This window comes from Nocardia acidivorans NBRC 108247 (genome assembly GCF_001625085.1).
GTDB lineage: Bacteria > Actinomycetota > Actinomycetes > Mycobacteriales > Mycobacteriaceae > Nocardia > Nocardia acidivorans.
The window spans coordinates 26,397-44,234 of sequence record NZ_BDAW01000024.1 but is presented as its reverse complement, the minus strand read 5'-3'; the positions used below and the strand labels follow the sequence as shown (position 1 = coordinate 44,234).

General features: G+C 67.0%; 18 protein-coding genes. 9 read left to right on the top strand and 9 right to left on the bottom strand.

Going from position 1 to position 17,838, the window contains the following annotated elements:
• The first annotated feature begins 157 nt into the window (after positions 1-157).
• The 3 genes from NA10_RS14790 to NA10_RS14780 all read left to right on the top strand — a co-directional run bounded on the left by NA10_RS14790 (position 158) and on the right by NA10_RS14780 (position 2,786).
• Entirely contained in the window at positions 158-1,042 is an 885-nt protein-coding gene (locus NA10_RS14790; RefSeq protein ID WP_067568402.1) for an oxidoreductase, read from the top strand.
• A gap of 3 nt (positions 1,043-1,045) precedes the next feature.
• On the top strand, positions 1,046-1,408 hold the full coding sequence (locus NA10_RS14785) for a PH domain-containing protein (protein WP_067568401.1): 363 nt from the start codon (positions 1,046-1,048) through the stop codon (positions 1,406-1,408).
• A 289-nt stretch (positions 1,409-1,697) separates the two neighbouring features.
• Positions 1,698-2,786 (top strand): 3-deoxy-7-phosphoheptulonate synthase, encoded by a 1,089-nt coding sequence (locus NA10_RS14780; protein WP_067568400.1) that lies wholly within the window; start codon positions 1,698-1,700, stop codon positions 2,784-2,786.
• Positions 2,787-2,972: 186 nt separating this feature from the next.
• On the opposite strand, the gene NA10_RS14775 is transcribed toward NA10_RS14780, so the two are convergent.
• Complete coding sequence (locus tag NA10_RS14775; protein ID WP_067568399.1) at positions 2,973-3,554, bottom strand: GNAT family N-acetyltransferase; 582 nt, start codon at positions 3,552-3,554, stop codon at positions 2,973-2,975.
• 134 nt (positions 3,555-3,688) lie between these two features.
• On the opposite strand from NA10_RS14775, the gene sigJ reads away from it, so the two are divergent.
• The gene (sigJ, locus tag NA10_RS14770) at positions 3,689-4,615 is read left to right on the top strand and encodes an RNA polymerase sigma factor SigJ (protein WP_067568398.1); all 927 of its coding nucleotides are present in this window, start codon (positions 3,689-3,691) and stop codon (positions 4,613-4,615) included.
• 66 nt (positions 4,616-4,681) lie between these two features.
• On the opposite strand, the gene NA10_RS14765 is transcribed toward sigJ, so the two are convergent.
• Positions 4,682-4,936, bottom strand: a complete 255-nt coding sequence (locus NA10_RS14765; protein WP_067568397.1) for a hypothetical protein — start codon at positions 4,934-4,936, stop codon at positions 4,682-4,684.
• A gap of 174 nt (positions 4,937-5,110) precedes the next feature.
• On the opposite strand from NA10_RS14765, the gene NA10_RS14760 reads away from it, so the two are divergent.
• Positions 5,111-6,292: a pyridoxal phosphate-dependent aminotransferase gene (locus NA10_RS14760; RefSeq protein WP_084514701.1), complete on the top strand. Its 1,182-nt coding sequence runs from the start codon at positions 5,111-5,113 to the stop codon at positions 6,290-6,292.
• Positions 6,293-6,465: 173 nt separating this feature from the next.
• Positions 6,466-7,110, top strand: a complete 645-nt coding sequence (locus tag NA10_RS14755; RefSeq protein ID WP_067568395.1) for a LysE family translocator — start codon at positions 6,466-6,468, stop codon at positions 7,108-7,110.
• A gap of 31 nt (positions 7,111-7,141) precedes the next feature.
• Here NA10_RS14755 and NA10_RS14750 read toward each other — a convergent pair whose 3' ends face one another.
• The 4 genes from NA10_RS14750 to NA10_RS14735 all read right to left on the bottom strand — a co-directional run bounded on the left by NA10_RS14750 (position 7,142) and on the right by NA10_RS14735 (position 11,677).
• On the bottom strand, positions 7,142-8,551 hold the full coding sequence (locus tag NA10_RS14750; protein WP_067568394.1) for a M1 family metallopeptidase: 1,410 nt from the start codon (positions 8,549-8,551) through the stop codon (positions 7,142-7,144).
• Positions 8,552-8,611: 60 nt separating this feature from the next.
• Positions 8,612-9,250 (bottom strand): LysE family translocator, encoded by a 639-nt coding sequence (locus NA10_RS14745; RefSeq protein WP_067568393.1) that lies wholly within the window; start codon positions 9,248-9,250, stop codon positions 8,612-8,614.
• Positions 9,251-9,311: 61 nt separating this feature from the next.
• On the bottom strand, positions 9,312-9,980 hold the full coding sequence (locus tag NA10_RS14740; RefSeq protein WP_067568392.1) for a DUF3239 domain-containing protein: 669 nt from the start codon (positions 9,978-9,980) through the stop codon (positions 9,312-9,314).
• A 38-nt stretch (positions 9,981-10,018) separates the two neighbouring features.
• Complete coding sequence (locus NA10_RS14735) at positions 10,019-11,677, bottom strand: DNA repair helicase XPB (protein ID WP_067568391.1); 1,659 nt, start codon at positions 11,675-11,677, stop codon at positions 10,019-10,021.
• A 207-nt stretch (positions 11,678-11,884) separates the two neighbouring features.
• On the opposite strand from NA10_RS14735, the gene NA10_RS14730 reads away from it, so the two are divergent.
• The 3 genes from NA10_RS14730 to NA10_RS14725 all read left to right on the top strand — a co-directional run bounded on the left by NA10_RS14730 (position 11,885) and on the right by NA10_RS14725 (position 14,115).
• Positions 11,885-13,324: an endoglycoceramidase I gene (locus tag NA10_RS14730; RefSeq protein ID WP_067568390.1), complete on the top strand. Its 1,440-nt coding sequence runs from the start codon at positions 11,885-11,887 to the stop codon at positions 13,322-13,324.
• A 10-nt stretch (positions 13,325-13,334) separates the two neighbouring features.
• Positions 13,335-13,490, top strand: coding sequence for a hypothetical protein (locus NA10_RS36705; protein WP_157556518.1), 156 nt, complete (start codon positions 13,335-13,337; stop codon positions 13,488-13,490).
• A 97-nt stretch (positions 13,491-13,587) separates the two neighbouring features.
• Positions 13,588-14,115 carry an LppU/SCO3897 family protein gene (locus NA10_RS14725; protein ID WP_067568389.1) on the top strand — a complete coding sequence of 176 codons (528 nt, stop codon included), beginning with the start codon at positions 13,588-13,590 and terminating at the stop codon, positions 14,113-14,115.
• Between the two features lie 3 nt (positions 14,116-14,118).
• Here NA10_RS14725 and NA10_RS14720 read toward each other — a convergent pair whose 3' ends face one another.
• The 3 genes from NA10_RS14720 to NA10_RS14710 all read right to left on the bottom strand — a co-directional run bounded on the left by NA10_RS14720 (position 14,119) and on the right by NA10_RS14710 (position 17,709).
• A complete protein-coding gene (locus tag NA10_RS14720; RefSeq protein ID WP_067568458.1) occupies positions 14,119-16,371 on the bottom strand; it encodes a helicase-associated domain-containing protein in 2,253 nt (750 codons plus the stop codon).
• Between the two features lie 366 nt (positions 16,372-16,737).
• Positions 16,738-16,926 carry a hypothetical protein gene (locus tag NA10_RS14715; RefSeq protein WP_067568388.1) on the bottom strand — a complete coding sequence of 63 codons (189 nt, stop codon included), beginning with the start codon at positions 16,924-16,926 and terminating at the stop codon, positions 16,738-16,740.
• Between the two features lie 156 nt (positions 16,927-17,082).
• Positions 17,083-17,709 (bottom strand): resuscitation-promoting factor Rpf1 domain-containing protein, encoded by a 627-nt coding sequence (locus NA10_RS14710; RefSeq protein WP_067568387.1) that lies wholly within the window; start codon positions 17,707-17,709, stop codon positions 17,083-17,085.
• Positions 17,710-17,838 lie beyond the last annotated feature (129 nt).

The following is a 17,838-nucleotide window of genomic DNA, read 5'->3' as shown; positions in this document are numbered from 1 at the left end:
GCGCGGACGCTACCGCTCGGCCTGGTCATGGCCGGTGAATCGGCGGTGGACACGCCGCCCGGCGCGCGAGTGTAGCGAACCGTCGGCGAATTCGGCGCGGATCGCGGTTGCGCGCGAGACCCGACGGGCGGGCCGCCGCGCCCCTAGACTCGATCTCGTGAGTGGTTGGGACATCGCCGACATCCCGGATCAGACCGGTCGAACGGTTATTGTGACGGGCGCCAACAGCGGGCTGGGCGCGGTCACCGCGCGGGCGCTCGCGGGGGCCGGGGCGCAGGTGATCATGGCGTGCCGCAATGAGGTCAAGGCGCGTTCGGTGGCCGACGCCATCGGAAAGAACGTGCAGGTGCGCCGATTGGATCTGGCGGATCTGGCCTCGGTGCGCGAATTCGCCGATGGCATCGATGCGGTGGATCTGCTGATCAACAATGCCGGGGTGATGGCGGTACCGCTCAAGCGCACCGCCGACGGCTTCGAAATGCAGATCGGCACAAACCATCTCGGCCATTTCGCGCTCACCGGCCTGCTGCTGGACCGGGTGCGCGATCGCATTGTCACCGTCTCCAGCGGTATGCACGCCACCGGCAAGATCGATCTGGCCGATCTGAACTGGGAGCAGCGCCGCTATCAGCGCTGGCTCGCCTACGGGCAGTCCAAGCTGGCGAATCTCATGTTCACCTATGAATTGCAGCGGCGGCTGACAGCCGCGGGCGCACCGCAGCTTTCGGTCGGCGCGCATCCCGGCTTCGCGGCCACCGAATTGCAGTCCCATACCGAGTCGATCCAGGACTTCTTCCTCGGGATCGGCAACCGTCTCTTCGCGCAGAGTGCCGAAATGGGCGCGCTGCCAACGCTTTACGCGGCCACCGCCGCCGGTGTGCGGCCGGGCGGATACTACGGGCCCACCGGATTGCGCGGTATGCGCGGCCATCCGGGGCCGAGCGGCTCCACCGCCGCCTCACGCGATGAGGTGACCGCGCGCCGCCTCTGGGAATTGTCCGAGCAGCTGACCAAGGTCAGCTATAGCTTTCCGCGCAGGTAGGTCATGAGCATTCCGTTCGATCGACGAGATCAGCTGGAGAAGATCCAGCAGGGGCTGCTCCAGGGCGAGCAGATCCTGGCGGTGTACGACGCCATCGGCGTGGGCACCGGATTTCTCGGGCTCACCGATCGCCGGGTGATCATTCAGGACAATTCGTTCGTGGGGAAGAAGGTCGCCATCACGAGCATCCCGTACGCGCGGATCAGCAGCGTCAGCGTGCTCACCAACAAATCCTTCGCCGGGCAGTTTTTCTCCTCCGGGCACATCGTCATCAGCACCGGGCACAACAACTACGAGGTGGAGTTCCGCGGCGATGAGAAGACGCGGCACGTGCACGATGTGATCCTGCATTACATCGCACGGTAGCTACGCGCCCGCGAATGTGGTTCGGGTGCGGTCGTTCCCGGCGTCGCGTCTCATATATTGAGAAGCCGTTCCACAGTGTGTCAGCGGCCACACGCAATTTTCGTGATCTCTGATACGGTGTCCGGCATGCAGCGCGTGTATTTCTGGTTTAGCCAGCCGGCCCCGGGTGGGTCGAGCGGCGTGAACCTGCGCTGACCTCCTCCACCCCGAGCCGGACAACAGACCGGCTCCGAGGGGTTCCAGAAATTCGAATCTCCGTGGGTCGGCCTGAGAAAAGGAACCCACGATCATGACTCTCGCTGCCGATCTCGATCCCCGGCACGCCGATCTCGACGACCAGCGCACTCTCAGCGTGAGCCCGCTGCGCTCGCCCGCCGACGTGCGCGGATCGCATCCGCTCGACGACACCCTGGCCGATACCGTGCGCGCCGGGCGCAAAGCCACCATCGACGTGCTCAATGGTGACGACGACCGCCTCATGGTGATCGTCGGCCCGTGCTCGGTGCACGACACCGCCGCGGCCATGGAGTACGCCCGCAAGCTCGCCGCCAAGGCCGCGGAACTCGGGGACCGGCTGCACGTGGTCATGCGCGTCTACTTCGAGAAGCCGCGCACCACGCTCGGGTGGAAGGGGCTGATCAACGATCCGCACCTGGACGGCAGCTTCGATATCAATACCGGGCTCGATGTGGGCCGGCAGCTGCTGGTGGACATCACCGCGCTCGGTCTGCCCGTGGCCTGTGAATTCCTGGATCCGATCACCCCGCAGTACATCGCGGATCTGGTGGCGTACGGCGCGATCGGTGCGCGCACCGCCGCCAGCCAGGTGCATCGGCAGCTGTCCTCGGCGCTGTCCATGCCGGTCGGCATCAAGAACGGCACCGACGGCGATGTGCAGGTCGCGGTGGACGGTGTGCGCGCGGCGGCGGCCAGCCATGTCTTCCCGGGCACCGATCTCGACGGGCGTTCGGCGCTGATCCGCACCGCGGGCAATCCGGACTGTCATGTCATCCTGCGCGGCGGCAGCAATGGCACCAACTTCGATGCCGAGTCCTGCGCGGAAGCCCTTATCCGCCTGGAGAAGTCGTCGCTGGCCCAGCGCCTGGTGGTCGACGCCTCGCACGGCAACAGCAATAAGGACCACAACAAGCAGGTGGACGTGGTGACCGATATCGCCGGGCGCATCGCCGCGGGCGAGCGCACCGTGGTCGGCCTGATGATGGAGAGCTTCCTGGTCGCGGGCCGCCAGGACCTCACCCTGGGCCACCCGGAGACCCTCGTCTACGGCCAGTCCATCACCGACGCCTGCCTCGACTGGGACGTCACCGCCGCCCAGCTCGACATCCTCGCCGCCGCCGTAGCTACCCGCCGCGGCTGAAAGGCTGTCTCCCAGGATATTTCGGGCGTCTGCCCGCGTCATCCCGGCGCGTTCTTGGCCGGGATCCACCGAATCTGTTGTGTCGCAACGGGTGTGGATCCCGGCCAAAACCATGCCGGGATGACGGGGTGATGCTGCCGGGATGGGTGACGCTGCCGAAGGGGTACTGGTGCCCGGGGGACGGGGCTAGATTCCGGCGGGCCAGTCGGTGGCGGGGACGGCGGGATCGGCGGGTAGGCGGGCGGCCAGCCAGCTGTCCAGGCGGGTGCCGCGCTGGACGCAGCCGCCGCGGAGCAGGCCCTCGTAGTGGAAGCCCGCGCGGCGGGCGACGGCGGCCGAGGCGTGATTGCCGACGATGGCGCGCCATTCGATGCGTTCCACGGCGAGCCAGTCCGGGGCGAAGGCGGCCGCGCAGACCAGGTCGACGGCCTGGGTCATCAGGCCCCGCCCGCGTACCGCCGCGGAGAGCCAAAAGCCGATCTCCGCGGAGTTGTGATCGCGGCGGGAATCGATCGGTCCGAGGCCGATCATGCCTACCACCTGGGAGTCTTCGCCCAAGCGCAGCGCCCAGGTGGGACTGCGGTCGGCCCAGCCGGGCGTCACCATGTCGTAGATGAACTTCTCGGCGTCGGCGCGGATATAGGGGACCGGCATGGTCGTCCACTGCCCGACCGAGGGTTGTTGACAGCACGCGGTGATGTCGTCGATATCGAGCACGGTCGGCGGCGAGAGCCAGACCGTGCCATTCGAGAGCGTCCGCGCGTCCATGCGGCCATGCTGTCACGGAACGGTGTACCGGCGCAGCGGGATTCCGGCGTCGAACCGGGCGGGCGTCCATCTCCGGGATCCGGCATTCCGGGCCGGTGCCCGATTGGTCCGACCGCGACCGTAGGATCGGTTCGATGGTCGCCGCGCTGCTCACCGATTTGTTCGAAAACCATCGGCCACACCTGCTCTCGGTGGCCTACCGGTTGACGGGCAGCGTCGCCGATGCCGAGGATGCGGTGCAGGAGAGCTGGTTACGGCTCGCGGTCGCCCGCCAGCACGAGATCGAGGATCTGCGCGCCTGGCTCACCACGGTGGTCTCGCGCATCTGCCTGGACCGGCTGCGCAGTGCCAGCGCGCGCCGCGAGCAGTATGTGGGGCAGTGGCTTCCGGAGCCGATCGTCACCAGTCCGCTACCCTCCAGCACGCCCGATCCGCTGGCCGCGGTGGTGCGCAAACAGGATGCCCGCTTCGCCGCCCTGGTGGTGATGGACACCCTCACCCCGCCGCAGCGCGTGGCTTTCGTTCTGCACGACGGCTTTTCGGTGCCGTTCGACGAGATCTCCGATATTCTCGGCGTCTCCACCGAGGCCGCGCGGGCCCTGGCCACGCGGGCGCGAAAAGCCCTGGCGCACACGCCCGAACCGGTCAGCGACGACGAACACAATGCCGCCGTCCAACAGCTGCTGGAGGCGCTCTATCGCGGTGATGTGAATGCCGTTGTGGCGGCGCTGCATCCGGACGTGCGCACGGTCGGCGATGCGGGCGGCACCACCACGACCGCCATCAATATCGTGACCGGCGTGGACAAGAATGTCCGGCTGTGGCTGGGGCTGCGCACCCGGTACGGCTTCGACGATCCGGCCATCTATCAGGCGGGCGCCTTCGAATTCGTGCTCGTCAACGGCCAGTTGGGCATGCTGGTGCACGAGCGGGCCTCGGAGCAGGGTCGGCCCGGGACGCCGCCGCGCGTCTACGGGTTCACCGTGTGCGACGGAAAGGTCTGGGGCATCTACGATCTGGTCAATCCGGCCAAACTCAAGGGGCTGCGGCTGCCGCACTGAGGCCCGCGCTATCCGATGCCCGATGGGCGGCACACCCCCGACCGACATGCCGCACATCGGCGGTCATCAGCCCGGGTAGCTGGTTCCGGAGCCGGAGGTGCAGTCCATTCCGCCGGACAGGCTCACCGAACCGGTGGGCAGGCAATTGCCGATACCCGAGCCGGTGCCGGAGCCGGAGCCGCCCGAACCGGAGGGCGGGAAGCTGGAGCCCAGGTTCCAATCGCCGGTGGACCAGTTGCCAGCAATAAGCTGGTGCGCAATCTGATGCACAATATCGACCGCTTGTGTGGGGTGCAGGAGAAGTTCCAAGTACGAGGGCATATTTCGCCCCTTTCGAGAAAACCGCTGATAGGCGGTTGTGAGATAAAACACGGGCAGGCTAGCTGCCTTTAGGGCATTGCACAACGAGCCAGGTAGAAGGCTCGAATGCAAAGTGAAACATAGTCTTTCGCTATCGCATCGCAACTGTTGGCCGCGGTGGACTATCCTCCGGACATGCCCCAGATTCCGACCGTCGCAAGGCTGCGTCCCTACGCTTCGACGATCTTTGCCGAGATGACCGAACTCGCCGTCCGGCACGGTGCGGTCAACCTCGGCCAGGGCTTCCCGGACTCCGACGGACCCGCCGGGATGCTCGAGGTCGCCCGGCAGGCCATCGCCGACGGATTCAACCAATACCCGCCCGGCCGTGGGGTTCCCGCGCTGCGCCAGGCCATCGCCACCGATCGCGCGCGCCGCTACGGCACCCACTACGACCCGGACAGTCAGGTACTGGTGACGGTCGGGGCGACCGAGGCCATCGCCGCCACCATTCTGGGGCTGGTCGAACCCGGTGACGAAGTGGTGCTCATCGAGCCCTACTACGACTCGTACGCTGCCGCAGTCGCCCTGGCCGGGGCGCGGCGCCGCACCGCCCGGCTGGTTCCGGACGGCGACGGATTCGCCCTCGATCTGGACAGTCTGCGCGCCGCCATCACCCCGAAAACCCGGATGCTGCTGGTGAATTCACCGCACAATCCGACCGGTGCGGTGCTGTCGCGCGCGGATCTCACCGCCATCGCGGAGATCGCCATCGAACGCGACCTCTACGTCATGTCCGATGAGGCATACGAACATCTGGCCTTCGACGGCCACCGGCACATCAGCATCGCCACGCTGCCCGGCATGTTCGAGCGCACCATTGTGATCTCCAGCGCCGCGAAGACTTTCAGCGTCACCGGGTGGAAGATCGGCTGGGCCTGCGCCCCCGCGCCACTGCTGGACGCCGTGCTGGCCGCCAAACAGTTCCTCACCTTCGTCGGCGGCGGACCCTTCCAGCCCGCCGTCGCACACGCCCTGGAACACGAGCAGCAGTGGATCGCGGCACTGCGGGACGCCCTGTCCGAGAAGCGCCTACGGCTGTCCGCCGCCCTGTCCGAAGCGGGCTTCGCGGTAAAGCGCAGTGACGGGACCTATTTCGTCTGCGCCGACATCACCCCGCTCGGTGCCACCGACGCCTACGACTTCTGCCGCGAACTCCCCGAACGTCTCGGCGTGGCCGCGGTCCCGGTGAGCGTCTTCGCCGACGACAAACCCGCCTGGAACCACCTCGTCCGCTTCACCTTCTGCAAGAAAGAGGAAACCATCGCCGAGGGTGTCCGCCGCCTCCGCGCGGGCCGCACCGCCGCCACGCACTAGCCCCGCCGTTATCCCGGCCCGGACCACCCGTCATCCCCCGGACCTCGTCATCCGGGCGTGGACCACTCTCGTCATCTCGGCATGCGTTTGGCCGGGATCCACACCCCGCGACGGTCCACTGATTGTCGACTGGACCGCGACACCGGGGTCTGGTTTCGCGCAGAATCCGAGGCATGATCCAGCTGTCCGCGATCCTCGGTGTCGCCTCGGTGGCACTCGGCATGGTGCTCACCCCCGGCCCGAACATGATGTATCTGGTATCGCGAACCGTATCGCAGGGTCGCCGCGCCGGATTCATCTCGCTCACGGGCGTGGCCGCGGGCTTCGCCGTCTACCTGACCGCGGCGACGGTGGGCATTACCGCGATCTTCGCCGTGGTCCCCGCGCTCTACCTGGCCTTGAAACTGGCCGGTGCGGCCTATCTGCTGTATCTGGCCTGGAAAACCCTTCGCCCCGGCGGTCTTTCGGCCTTCGCCCCTGAGGCGATGCCCGCCGATCCCACACGCCGCCTCTTCACCATGGGCTTCGTCACCAATCTGCTGAACCCCAAGATCGCCATCATGTACATGGCCCTGATCCCGCAGTTCGTGGTCCCGGCGCGGGGCAGCGTCTGGTCGCAGAGTCTCGCGCTGGGCGCGGTGCAGATCGTCATCGCCATCACCGTGGACGGCCTCATAGTGCTGAGCGCGGGCGCGATCGCGACCTTCCTCGGTGGTCGCCCGCTCTGGCTCCGCGCCCAGCGCTACGTCACCGGCTCCATACTGGGGGCCATGGCGGCTCTGGTGATCACGGACCGCGCCCGTCCGGTTCCCGCCTAGCGGGAACAGGTTTCGACGGCGCAGCGGTCCGTCAGGACCGCAGTGAGCCCGGGTAGAGGAATTCGTCGGCGGGCGGTTCGGTGCGATCCAGCCAGGCCGTGAAGAATCCGGTCAGATCCGTCGGGGTGCGGGACCGCATGAATTGGCGGAATTCCGGCATGGACGCATTGCCGTAGCGGTGACCGTCCACGAAATCGTGGACGGCGCCGAAGAAGGCGGTATCACCCATGGTGCGGCGCAGCGCGTGCAGGAAGAGCGGGCCGCGGTAGTAGACCGAGGTGAATTCGTTTCCCACACCGGGGTTTTGCAGCATAATCTGCCAGAACTTCGGTTCAGCGCGGTATTTCGCGACGGCCTCGCGGTATTGCGCGTCGACGTCCTTGCCCTCCATACGTTCCGGCCACAGGTAGTCGGCGGTGTAGCTGGCGAAGCATTCGTTCAGGCAGATATCGGACCACTGCTTCACCGACATGGAGTCGCCCCACCACTGGTGGGTGAGCTCATGCACCACGGTGTTCAGATCGGTCCAGGGCGCGTAGATGGGCCGGGACTGGGTCTCCAGTGAGAACTGCAGATCGGTGTCCACGTAGATGCCACCGGCGGTGTCGAACGGGTAGGGGCCGTACAGGGTTTCGAGGAAGTCCAGGAACTCCGGCAGCCGCGCTTCGTTGTCCCGCGCCTGTTTGCTCGCATCCGGGGCGAAGGCGCTCAGCAGCGGTGTGCCATTGGCGCGCTGCTGGGCCAGGAAATCGAATTTGTCGATGGCGATGGTGGTCAGATAGCCGACCACCGGCTGGCGCATCTCCCAATTCACCGTGCGGTTCGCGCCGTTCACCACATCACTGATCTTCAGACCGTTGGACATGACCTCCCATTCGGCCGGCACGGTGGCGTGCAGCGCGAAAGTGGCCTTGTCCAAAGGCGTGTCATTGAGCGGATACCAGGACGAGGCCGAATGCGGTTGTCCCGCAACGAAAGCCCCGCCGCTGGGGGAGAGCACCCAGCCGTCGCCGTCGGTGCCGGTGATCTCACCCGCGTACTCCACCTGCACGGTGAACGGCAGACCGGGCAGCAGCGGCAGCATGGGGGTGACCACCAGTTCGTGGTCCCGGGTGCGATCGAACCAGGCGGGCAGATTGTTGACCGTCACCTTGGCGATCCGCGGGCCGCTGTAGTCCAGGTCGAAGGTGTGCAGCGCCTGGGTGGCGACCGCGTCCACCCGGGTGGAGCCGGTCATGACGTGCGAGGCCGGATCGTAGCCGAGGGTGACGTCGTAGTGCTTCGCGTCGTACCCGCCATTGCCGTCCAGCGGATAGTACGGATCGCCGAGTCCGGGCGCGCCCGCGAAGGGGTCACCCGGATCCGCCTGTGCGGGAACCGCGTTCGCGGCCGCCACCACGGCGGCGCCGACCACCGTGTACCGCCACCAGCTATGCCTCATACGTCGAGCCGCCCTTTCCGGCGTACACACCCCGACCAGCGACTCTAGTCGTCGCCGGGATCAATGACTGGTGCCCGACACGGCAACGCTCGCACCGAGTCCGATGATCATTACCCCGCCCGCGCCGCCGACCCGCTCCAACCGCTCCGGTGAGCGCGCGAACCAGTCCCGGGCCAGCCCCGCCACCAGCGCCCACGCACTGTCCGAAACCAATGCGATGGCCAAGAAGATCAGGCCCAGGATGAACATCTGCACGGCTATCGGCCCGCTGTCCGGATCCACGAACTGCGGCAGGACCGCGGAGAAGAAGATGATGGCCTTGGGATTGCTGATCCCCACCAGGAACGCCTGCCGCATGAGCTTGCCGCCCTGGGCCCGATCACCTTTGGACTCCCACGCCTCGCGCAGGGATTTGCGCTGGCGAATCGCCTGTACGCCCAGGTAAATCAGGTACAGCGCACCCGCGATCTTGACCGTATTGAGTGCGATGGCCGAGGCCGCCACGAGCGTGCCGAGCCCGACCGCGACCAGGGAGAGCACCAGCAGCACGCCCAGGGAGTGACCGAGTACGGACAGCAGGGCCGCTTTTCGCCCGCAGGTGAGGGCGCGGCCGATGACGAACAGCACGCCGGGTCCCGGGATGACGATCAATACGGTGGCCGCGACGAAGAAGGCGGCAAGATTCGCGCCGGGTATCATCGGATCATTCTATGTTCCGGCGCAAGGGATTTCGGTGGGAATGCGCCCGGCGGACTCCCCGCTATCCGCGGAGCTCCTCGGGGAGCTGCTGCGGGTCCAGCAGCAGCCGCTTGGCATCCACATGCCGCACCTTGTCGGCCAGCTCCAGATTGTCGGTGAGCAACTGCCATTCGACATCGCGGATGGTGGTGCGGGCGCGCTCGATAATGTTCAGATCCCGGGTGCCCCAGGCGATCGGCATGGCGCTCACCGACTGCCACAGCTCACCCACCGAACCGGGCGCGCGGTCGATGCGCACCGTCACCGACGGCACCTGTTCGCCGATCCGATTGCGATGTCCGGGCAGGCTGCGCACCGTGCGGGTGACCAGCGCGTAGCGCGGGCCGTCGGTCTTGGGCTTGGCCAGATCCACCAGGGCCAGCAGCACCGTCTTGGATCCGTCGGTCTCCGAGACCACCGCGGGCACGAGTTCGCCCGCGGCATAGAGCCGATCGACCCGCCCGCGATGCGGTGTCCACAGGCCGATGAACAGCGAGGTGGCCGCCCCCAGCAGGAATGCCACCGCCAGCAGCCAGGACCACGGATGATTCACCCACACCAGAAACGCGGTGCCCAGGCCCAGCACAATGGCGGCGCCCACCCCGAGCACCCGCAAGCGCCGCAGATCGGCGACGACTTCGTTGACCGCCCGGGCATGCTCACGGTCCACCGCGAATTCGAAGCGTCGCACGTACGTTCCCTCCCGCCTACTGGAGGCTTCTCCTCCAGTTATCCTAACGTCGGCCCCAACAGGTCGTCCGCATCGGTGATGCGATAGGCATACCCCTGCTCCGCAAGGAAACGCTGCCGGTGCGCGGCGTATTCGGCGTCCAGCGTGTCACGTGCGACAACCGAATAGAAGTGAGCCTGGCCGCCATCCTGTTTCGGGCGCAACAGTCGCCCGAGCCGCTGCGCCTCCTCCTGCCGGGAGCCGAAGGTGCCCGAAACCTGGACGGCCACAGACGCTTCGGGGAGATCGATGGAGAAATTCGCGACCTTGCTGACCACCAGCACCGGAATCTCCCCGCGCCGGAAGGCGTCGAACAGCTCCTCCCGCTCCTTGGTGCGGGTGGAACCCTGGATGATCGGGGCGTTCAGATGCTCGCCCAACTCCTCCAGCTGATCCAGGTACGCGCCGATCACCAGACTCGGCGACCCCCGGTGCTGGGCCAGAATCGACTCCACCACAGGCAGCTTGGTTCGTGCGGTGGAGCACAGTTTGTAGCGCTCCTCCGGTTCGGCTGTGGCGTATGCCATACGTTCGGCATCGGTGAGCGTCACCCGCACCTCGACGCAGTCGGCCGGTGCGATCCAGCCCTGCGCCTCGATGTCCTTCCATGGCGCGTCGTAGCGCTTGGGGCCGATCAGCGAGAACACATCACCCTCGCGACCGTCCTCGCGCACCAGGGTGGCGGTCAGTCCGAGGCGGCGGCGGGACTGGAGGTCCGCGGTCATGCGGAAGACCGGTGCGGGCAGCAGATGCACCTCGTCGTAGATGACCAGACCCCAGTCGCGGCTGTCGAACAGTTCGAGATGGCGGTACTCGCCCTTGGTCTTGCGGGTGATCACCTGATAGGTGGCGATGGTGACCGGGCGGATCTCCTTGCGCTCACCGGAGTACTCGCCGATCTCCTCCTCGGTGAGCGAGGTGCGCGCCAGCAGTTCGCGCCGCCACTGCCGACCGGCGACGGTATTGGTGACCAGGATCAGGGTGGTGGCCTTGGCCTTGGCCATGGCCGCCGCGCCGACCATGGTTTTGCCCGCGCCACAGGGCAATACGACGACTCCGGAGCCGCCCGCCCAGAACGAGTCGGCCGCCATCTGCTGATAGTCGCGCAGTTCCCAGTGCCCGCCCTCGTAGTCGAGGTCGATATCGTGCGCCTCGCCGTCGACGTATCCCGCGAGGTCCTCGGCGGGCCAGCCGATCTTCAACAGCAGCTGTTTGATGCGACCGCGCTCGGACGGATGCACCACCACGGTGTCGTCGTCCACGCGTGCGCCGAACATGGGGGCGAGCTTCTTGTGCCGGAGCACCTCTTCCAATACCGCGCGATCGAGACTGACCAGGGTGAGCCCGTGCACCGGACTCTTGACCAGTTGCAGTCGGCCGTACCGGGCCATGGTGTCGACGATGTCCACCAGCAGCGGCTGCGGGACGGCGTACCGGGAGAACTTCACCAGGGCGTCGACCACCTGCTCGGCATCGTGACCGGCGGCGCGGGCATTCCACAGGGCCAGGGGGGTGATGCGGTAGGTGTGCACGTGCTCGGGAGCGCGTTCGAGCTCGGCGAAGGGCGCGATGGCCTGCCGGGCGGCGTCCGCGGCCTCGTGGTCGACCTCGAGCAGCAGTGTCTTGTCGCTTTGAACGATGAGTGGTCCGTCGGTCACGGCACCTCCTGGCTTCTCGGACCCGATCGGGCCGCAGTCCATTGTTCCTGATGGCACCGACAGGGGTCCGGACGGCTGCTACCTGCGCGGCTGCGGGCAATTCGGTGAAAACGGTCAAGCCCCGAGTTCCGGTGGCTACGATCACCTCCAACTTGGGCGGTTGTCCAGTTAATTCGCGTTACTCCGAAAGCTGAATAAGAGGTACCTATGCGCAGGGGACAGCGGGGCAGACGGTGGCTGGTGGGCCTGATGGCGGGTGCGCTCGGGGGAGCGCTGCTGGTCGCGCCGCCGAGCGCACAGGCCGCGCCGGGTATTGCGGCCATCCACACCGAGGGCGGCAGGTTCGTCGACGAGTTCGGGCGCGTCGTCCTGCTGCACGGTGTGAACAATGTGGACAAGGACGCGCCCTATATCCAGCTGGGGGATGGCTTCACCCTCACCGCCGAGGATGCCGCGCTACTGGCCGGGCACGGATTCAATACCGTGCGGCTCGGAGTGTCCTTCGACGGACTCATGCCGACCAAGGGCGTGGTCGACACCGCCTATCTGGATCGCGTCGCCGCCGTGGTGGACACCTTGGCGCAGAGCGGGATTCACACCCTGCTGGACAATCATCAGGATGGTCTGTCGAAGATATGGGGCGGCAACGGTTTTCCCGAATGGGCGCTGAAATCCCGTCCGGGAGTGCTGGAACCGAATCTCGGCTTTCCGCTCTACTACCTCATGCCGAGTATGAATCAGGGCTGGGATGAGGTGTGGGACAACGGTAATGGCGTGCTGGACTATCTCGGCACGGCGCTCGGCGCGCTCGCGGCACGCCTGGACGGGCATGCGGGCGTACTCGGCTTCGAGCTCATGAACGAACCGTGGCCGGGCAGCGCGTTCCTGTCCTGCTATCCGAACGGCTGCCCGGGCTTCGATGTGAAATACCAAGCGGCCATGCAGAAATTGACCGATGCGGTGCGGGCGCGCAATGCGAACACCATGGTGTTCTGGGAGCCCAATGTCACCTGGAACGAGACCATGCCCTCGAATCTGGGCAAGAATCCGCCGATCACCGCACCGGATATCGCCTTCGCCCCGCACGACTACTGCATTCCGAGTCAACTCGCCATCTACCTGGGCCTGCCCGCCTTCCTGCGCGCGCTCTGCCCGCTGCAACAGGACAAGACCTGGGGCAATATCGATTCCTTCACCCGGCGCACGCAACTGCCGACGCTGGTCACCGAATTCGGCGACGGTGATCCGACTGTCTTGCGCAACACCGTGATTCGTGCCGATGAGCGCTTCGTCAGCTGGCAGTACTGGCATTACTCGTCCCGTTTCGGCGCGGGTGGAATCCGCCCGGACCCCTTCCTCGGTGAGATCGGGCAGCAGCTGGTGCGGACCTATCCGCAGGCCACCGCGGGGACGCCCGGGCGCCTGACCTTCGATGCGGGCAACGGCGACTTCGCTTACAGCTACACACCTTTCACCGCTGGTAAGCCGACCGAGATCTATGTCTCGGATCTGCATTACCCTCGCGGTTATCAGGTCCGAGTGGACGGCGGCACCGTCACCTCGCCGGCGGGCGGGCGGGTGGTGACCGTCGTGGCCGACTCCGCGCGGCCGGTGACGGTTCGCATTACGCGGGCCGGTTCCGCGTAACGATCGGCGGGTGGCCGACGACACAGTCTTCGGCGCGACTTTCTGGACGTGCGCCCAAATCGAGAGGGAACAGATGACCTACCTGAGCCTGCAAATGCTCAATGCGCTCCTGCCCACCATCCTCAATATGTCCATGCTGGGTATGCGCGGCCTGCATATGCTCTGAAATACCCCTATTCGGTGATGCGTCCGCCGATCACGCACAGGTATCCTCACCGCGTTCACGGCAGCCGTGAACTGTACGGTGAGAAAGGTTTTCGCAGGTGAAGTTCACAGGAACGAGGCCGCTGCTGCGCCTCGTGCTGGCCCTCGTGGCCGTGGCGGTGGCCGCGCTGGCAGTGACCGGTTGTTCGATGGTCAAGGACGCCAGCAAGTCCGATACCGCCAAATCCAAGGTCGGCGATTGCATCAATGTGATCGCGGGATCCATGGTCGACTCCAAGACCGAGCCGGTCGACTGCTCTTCGGAGAAGGCGGTCTACAAGGTCGCCCAGATCTTCGACACCAAGACCGACTGTAAGCAGGAGCAGACCTCGTACGAGGAGACGCTCAATGGCGGGACCACCGCATTCCTGTGCCTGACGCCCAACTTCAAGGAGGGCGCCTGCTACAACGAGAGCCAGACCACCGGATACAAGAATGTCGCCTGCACCGCGCCGGAAGCCTCTTTCAAGGTGACCAAGCGCATCGACGGTCAGGCCGACGAATTCCTGTGTGATGCCGGCACCGCGATCGGCTTCCGCACCGTTTCGGATCCGAAAGCCACTTTCTGCCTGGGCAATCCCAAGTAGGAGCTATTCGACAAGCGCTACCGACGCGATTCGGTGCAGAGTGAAGTGCCGGATCGCGCCGGTGACCGGATCGAGTGCGTCCAATTGTCCGCCACCGACTTTGAGCGGTTCGACAATGCGCTGGGTGGCTATGCCCGAGGCGTCCACATAGCCGATATGCACGGGTCGCCTGGTGCGCGCGGCCAATTGGAGCAGATTCAGGGTGGCGGCCGTGGTGGTGCGCGATCCGTCCGAGCGTACCGTCTGACCCGAACGTGACTGTGCCGCACGCTCACCCGCGCGCAATTCCGAGACCAGTGCCCGAAGTTGTTCCGGGCTGGGCGGATTCGGCCGCCAATTCGGCTTCTGGCCATTGCGGGCCGGGATGCGCGCGCCGCGCGGGCGCAGATCCACGATCGCGCCGGAGGAGTCCTCCCCGGCGGGGCTGAAGCCCGCCGCGCGCAGCTGTTCCAGCACCTCGTTCAGCGAGGCCTGCGAGATCGCCACGGTCGGTGCGACCGCCCGCAGCGCCAACTGCCCGGCGACCGGTGCGGCCAGCACCTCGGCCAGCAGCGCGGGATCCTCACTGCGGACGAAGGATTGGGCCATACCCGCGCGCAGTCGGCCGTGCCGTCGCGCCACATCGTCGATGAGGTAGGTCAGCGCCTGCGGCACCGGGGTGCGCGAATGCGCGCTGAACAGATTGTGCAGTTCGGCAGCGGTGGCGCCGCCGTCCAGGGCGCGCCGCACCGAGGTGTCGCTCAACCGGTACACCGTTGCGGCTCCGGCGGATTCGACATCGGCGACGAGTGAGATCCGCTCCTGGAGTTCGGGCACGAGCGGTCCGGGCGCGATAATCGTCAGATCCGCCTGTACCAGCACATGATCCACGGGCACGGGCAGCGCCGCCGCCATCTCCGATTCCGCGTCCTCCGGGCGGCCGTGCAGCAGCGCCCGGCCCGCCGAGGTGATCGCGCCGCGCGCGGCCAAACCCAGCGTCTCGGCCTCCGCGAGCGTGCGCTGCACCGACTCCAGGCGATAGTGCCGCCGCCGGCGCGGCTGCCGCCAGGCCAGCGTCCGCGCCAGATCGGCGGCGGAAACCGCATTGCCGGTGGGGTATTCGGCCAGCAGGCTCAGCAGTGCGCGGCGATCGCGAACGGCGTGCACATTGCGCAGTTCGGCCGAGAGCGCGGCCAGGGGTTTGTCATTGGCATCGCGCAGCCCGATCATCCACGGGAAGCGATCCAGGTCCAGCCACGCCTGCGCCAGCACCACCCAGCGGCGCGACGGCACCACGGCCAGCCAGGCGTCGGCGGTGGTGGTGGGCGCCCAGAAATCCTCGGTGCCGTCATCGGGAAGCGGTTCGGGCGAGCCCTTGTCGAGCAGCCGGGCGGCGGCCAGCACCTCGGCGATGAGGCCGATGCGGGCCTCGTCGACACCGGTCTGTTTGACCACCCGCCGGATCTCCCGCACCCCGAGGCCGCCGGAGCGCAGCGCGGGCGCGGGGGTCTGGCCGAGCACCTCGAGAATGGATGCGCTGTGCCGCAGCAGTTCTCCCACCTCGCCGGCGGCCGCGGCATTCACATCCGAACTGGTTTGTTTGCGTAGTTCCGGCTGCGGTGGGGTCAGCGCGTGCGGATCGGTGACCGGTTCGCCCCGCAGTACCTGACCGACCGACAGCGGTAGTTCGACCGTCTCGTCGTCGATCCAGTTCAGTAGTCGGCGCGCCAGCAGGCGCTGTACCGGCCGATCCGCCGGGGTGCCCGGGGCTGCGTCCCGGGTGCGCCCGCGCGGTCCGGTCGCCGCCAGTGTGTCCAGCAGTCCGCGCTCGGGCGGATTCAGCTCCGCCAGGGCGGCCTCGATCTCGGGTTCGGTGAGCGCGTCCGGTAGTTCGGTGGTGCTGCCCAGCGGCCAGGGCAGCGCCTCCTGCGCGGCGGTGGTCAACCGCAGCGCCTTGTCCGACCCCCACACCAGCGCGCGAGCGCGCAGCGTGGCCACCGCGGCATCGAGGGCCGCCTTGCCGACCCGATCCCCGAGCAGTTTGGTCAATGCGGTGCGCGGTACCGGTTTCGGATCGCGTAAAGCGGCGGCCCCCTGCACCACCAGGGTTTCGATGACCGCGAAGTCGAGTGTGTCGAGCTCGTCGGTGGCGCGCAGGACCGAGGCGCGCTGTTCGGTCCGCGCCGCCAGCACCGCCATCGAGGCGGGCAGCGGCACCGCGAGATCCGGGCGCAGCTGCAACAGCTCCACCAGTGCCGCGTCCGAGAGCGCGGCCAGCCAGTCGGTGAGCGTCGTGGGCTCGGGAGTCTTCGCCGCGGCGGCCTTGCGCGGTTTGGCGGCCTTGGCCGCTCGGCCGGCGGAGCTCGCCGCGCGGGCATCGCTCTCGGCGCCGTCGGTCGCGGGGGCGCTGCCGTTCTCGGCAGGGGGAACGGTATCGGTCACTTCACCCGATCCAGGCGGAAGACTGCTTCTGTCTCGAATACCCGGTGAGACAGGCGGAATGGGCGCCGCGGGCCCGCGGGAACGCTGCCGGGCGCACGGCGAAGGGGCGGTATGAGGCGCGGTGCGACGGCCGCCGCGGATGCGACGGCCGCATCGGAGCGAGCCGCGCCGTCAACCGCATGGTTATCGGTGGAAGGCTGATCAGCGATTGATGATCGTGTGCGGGTGCACGTAGGGCAGCTGATCCACGGGAAGCGGGAACTCGGTGTCCTCACCGTACGGGGAGAGGCCGCCCGAGCGGGTCGACGAGAGCTCGGTGACGGCGTGATCGCCATTGGCCGTCTCCGGCCAGCCATTGTCGACGTAGGGTTTCTTCGATTTGTTCACCACGCGCTCATTCTGGCATGCGGGGTGTGCGAGTGCCCCCTCCGGCACCCGGAAGTTTGCCCGCGGCACGGCGTTCGGGCAGCAACACCGGTGTGCGGCAAACACAAACGCCCCGCATCGTCATTGATGCGGGGCGTTCGTATACGCGAAGCAGGTGTCTCAGTTGGGAAGCAGACCCTTGTTCGCCTGGAAGAAGTTCACGATCGTCGGATCGAGCTGAGTGTTGTTGGCCTTGCTCACATTCAGGAAGTCGAGCACCGGCTGCGGGATGTTGATGCCCTGCTGCTGTGCGATCTCCATGGCGCGGTCCACGGCCTGGAAGACCTGCTGGCTGCCGTCGGCGGCCTGGACGTTGCCCGGGGCCGGGGGATTCCACTTCGTCGGCGCTTCCGTCTGAGGGGCGGTGCGCTGCGACGGGGCGCTGTGCAGGCCGAGGTTCGCGGAGCAGGAGGGCCATGCGCTCCAGCCCTGCGAGGCGAGCACCTTCTCGGCGACTGCGATCTGTTGTTCGCGGCTGGCCTGGTTGGCGGTGGGGGCGTATTCGCCGCCGCCGTGGGCGGTCCAGGTGCTGGGCGAGAACTGCAACCCGCCCTGGAAACCGTTCCCGGTGTTGATACCCCAGTTGCCTCCGGCTTCGCACTGTGCGAGGCGATCCCAGTCGGAGTCGGGTGCCGCGCTGGCGTTACCGGCCATGGCCACTCCGGCTCCGCCGAGGGCGATGCCCGTCAGGGCTACCTTGGCGACCGTGCGACCGGTGTTACTCGGCTTGCGATGGCGTCCACTCATGTTCGGGTTTTCCTCTCGTACGCGCCTCGAGGCATGACTACCGGGGGCGAACTGAGAGGTCGTCCGCTCCGGCGCGCTGATGCGCGCTGTTCCTCGCCCTCACCCCTGGTTCCAGTTGGGGTCCGTGCC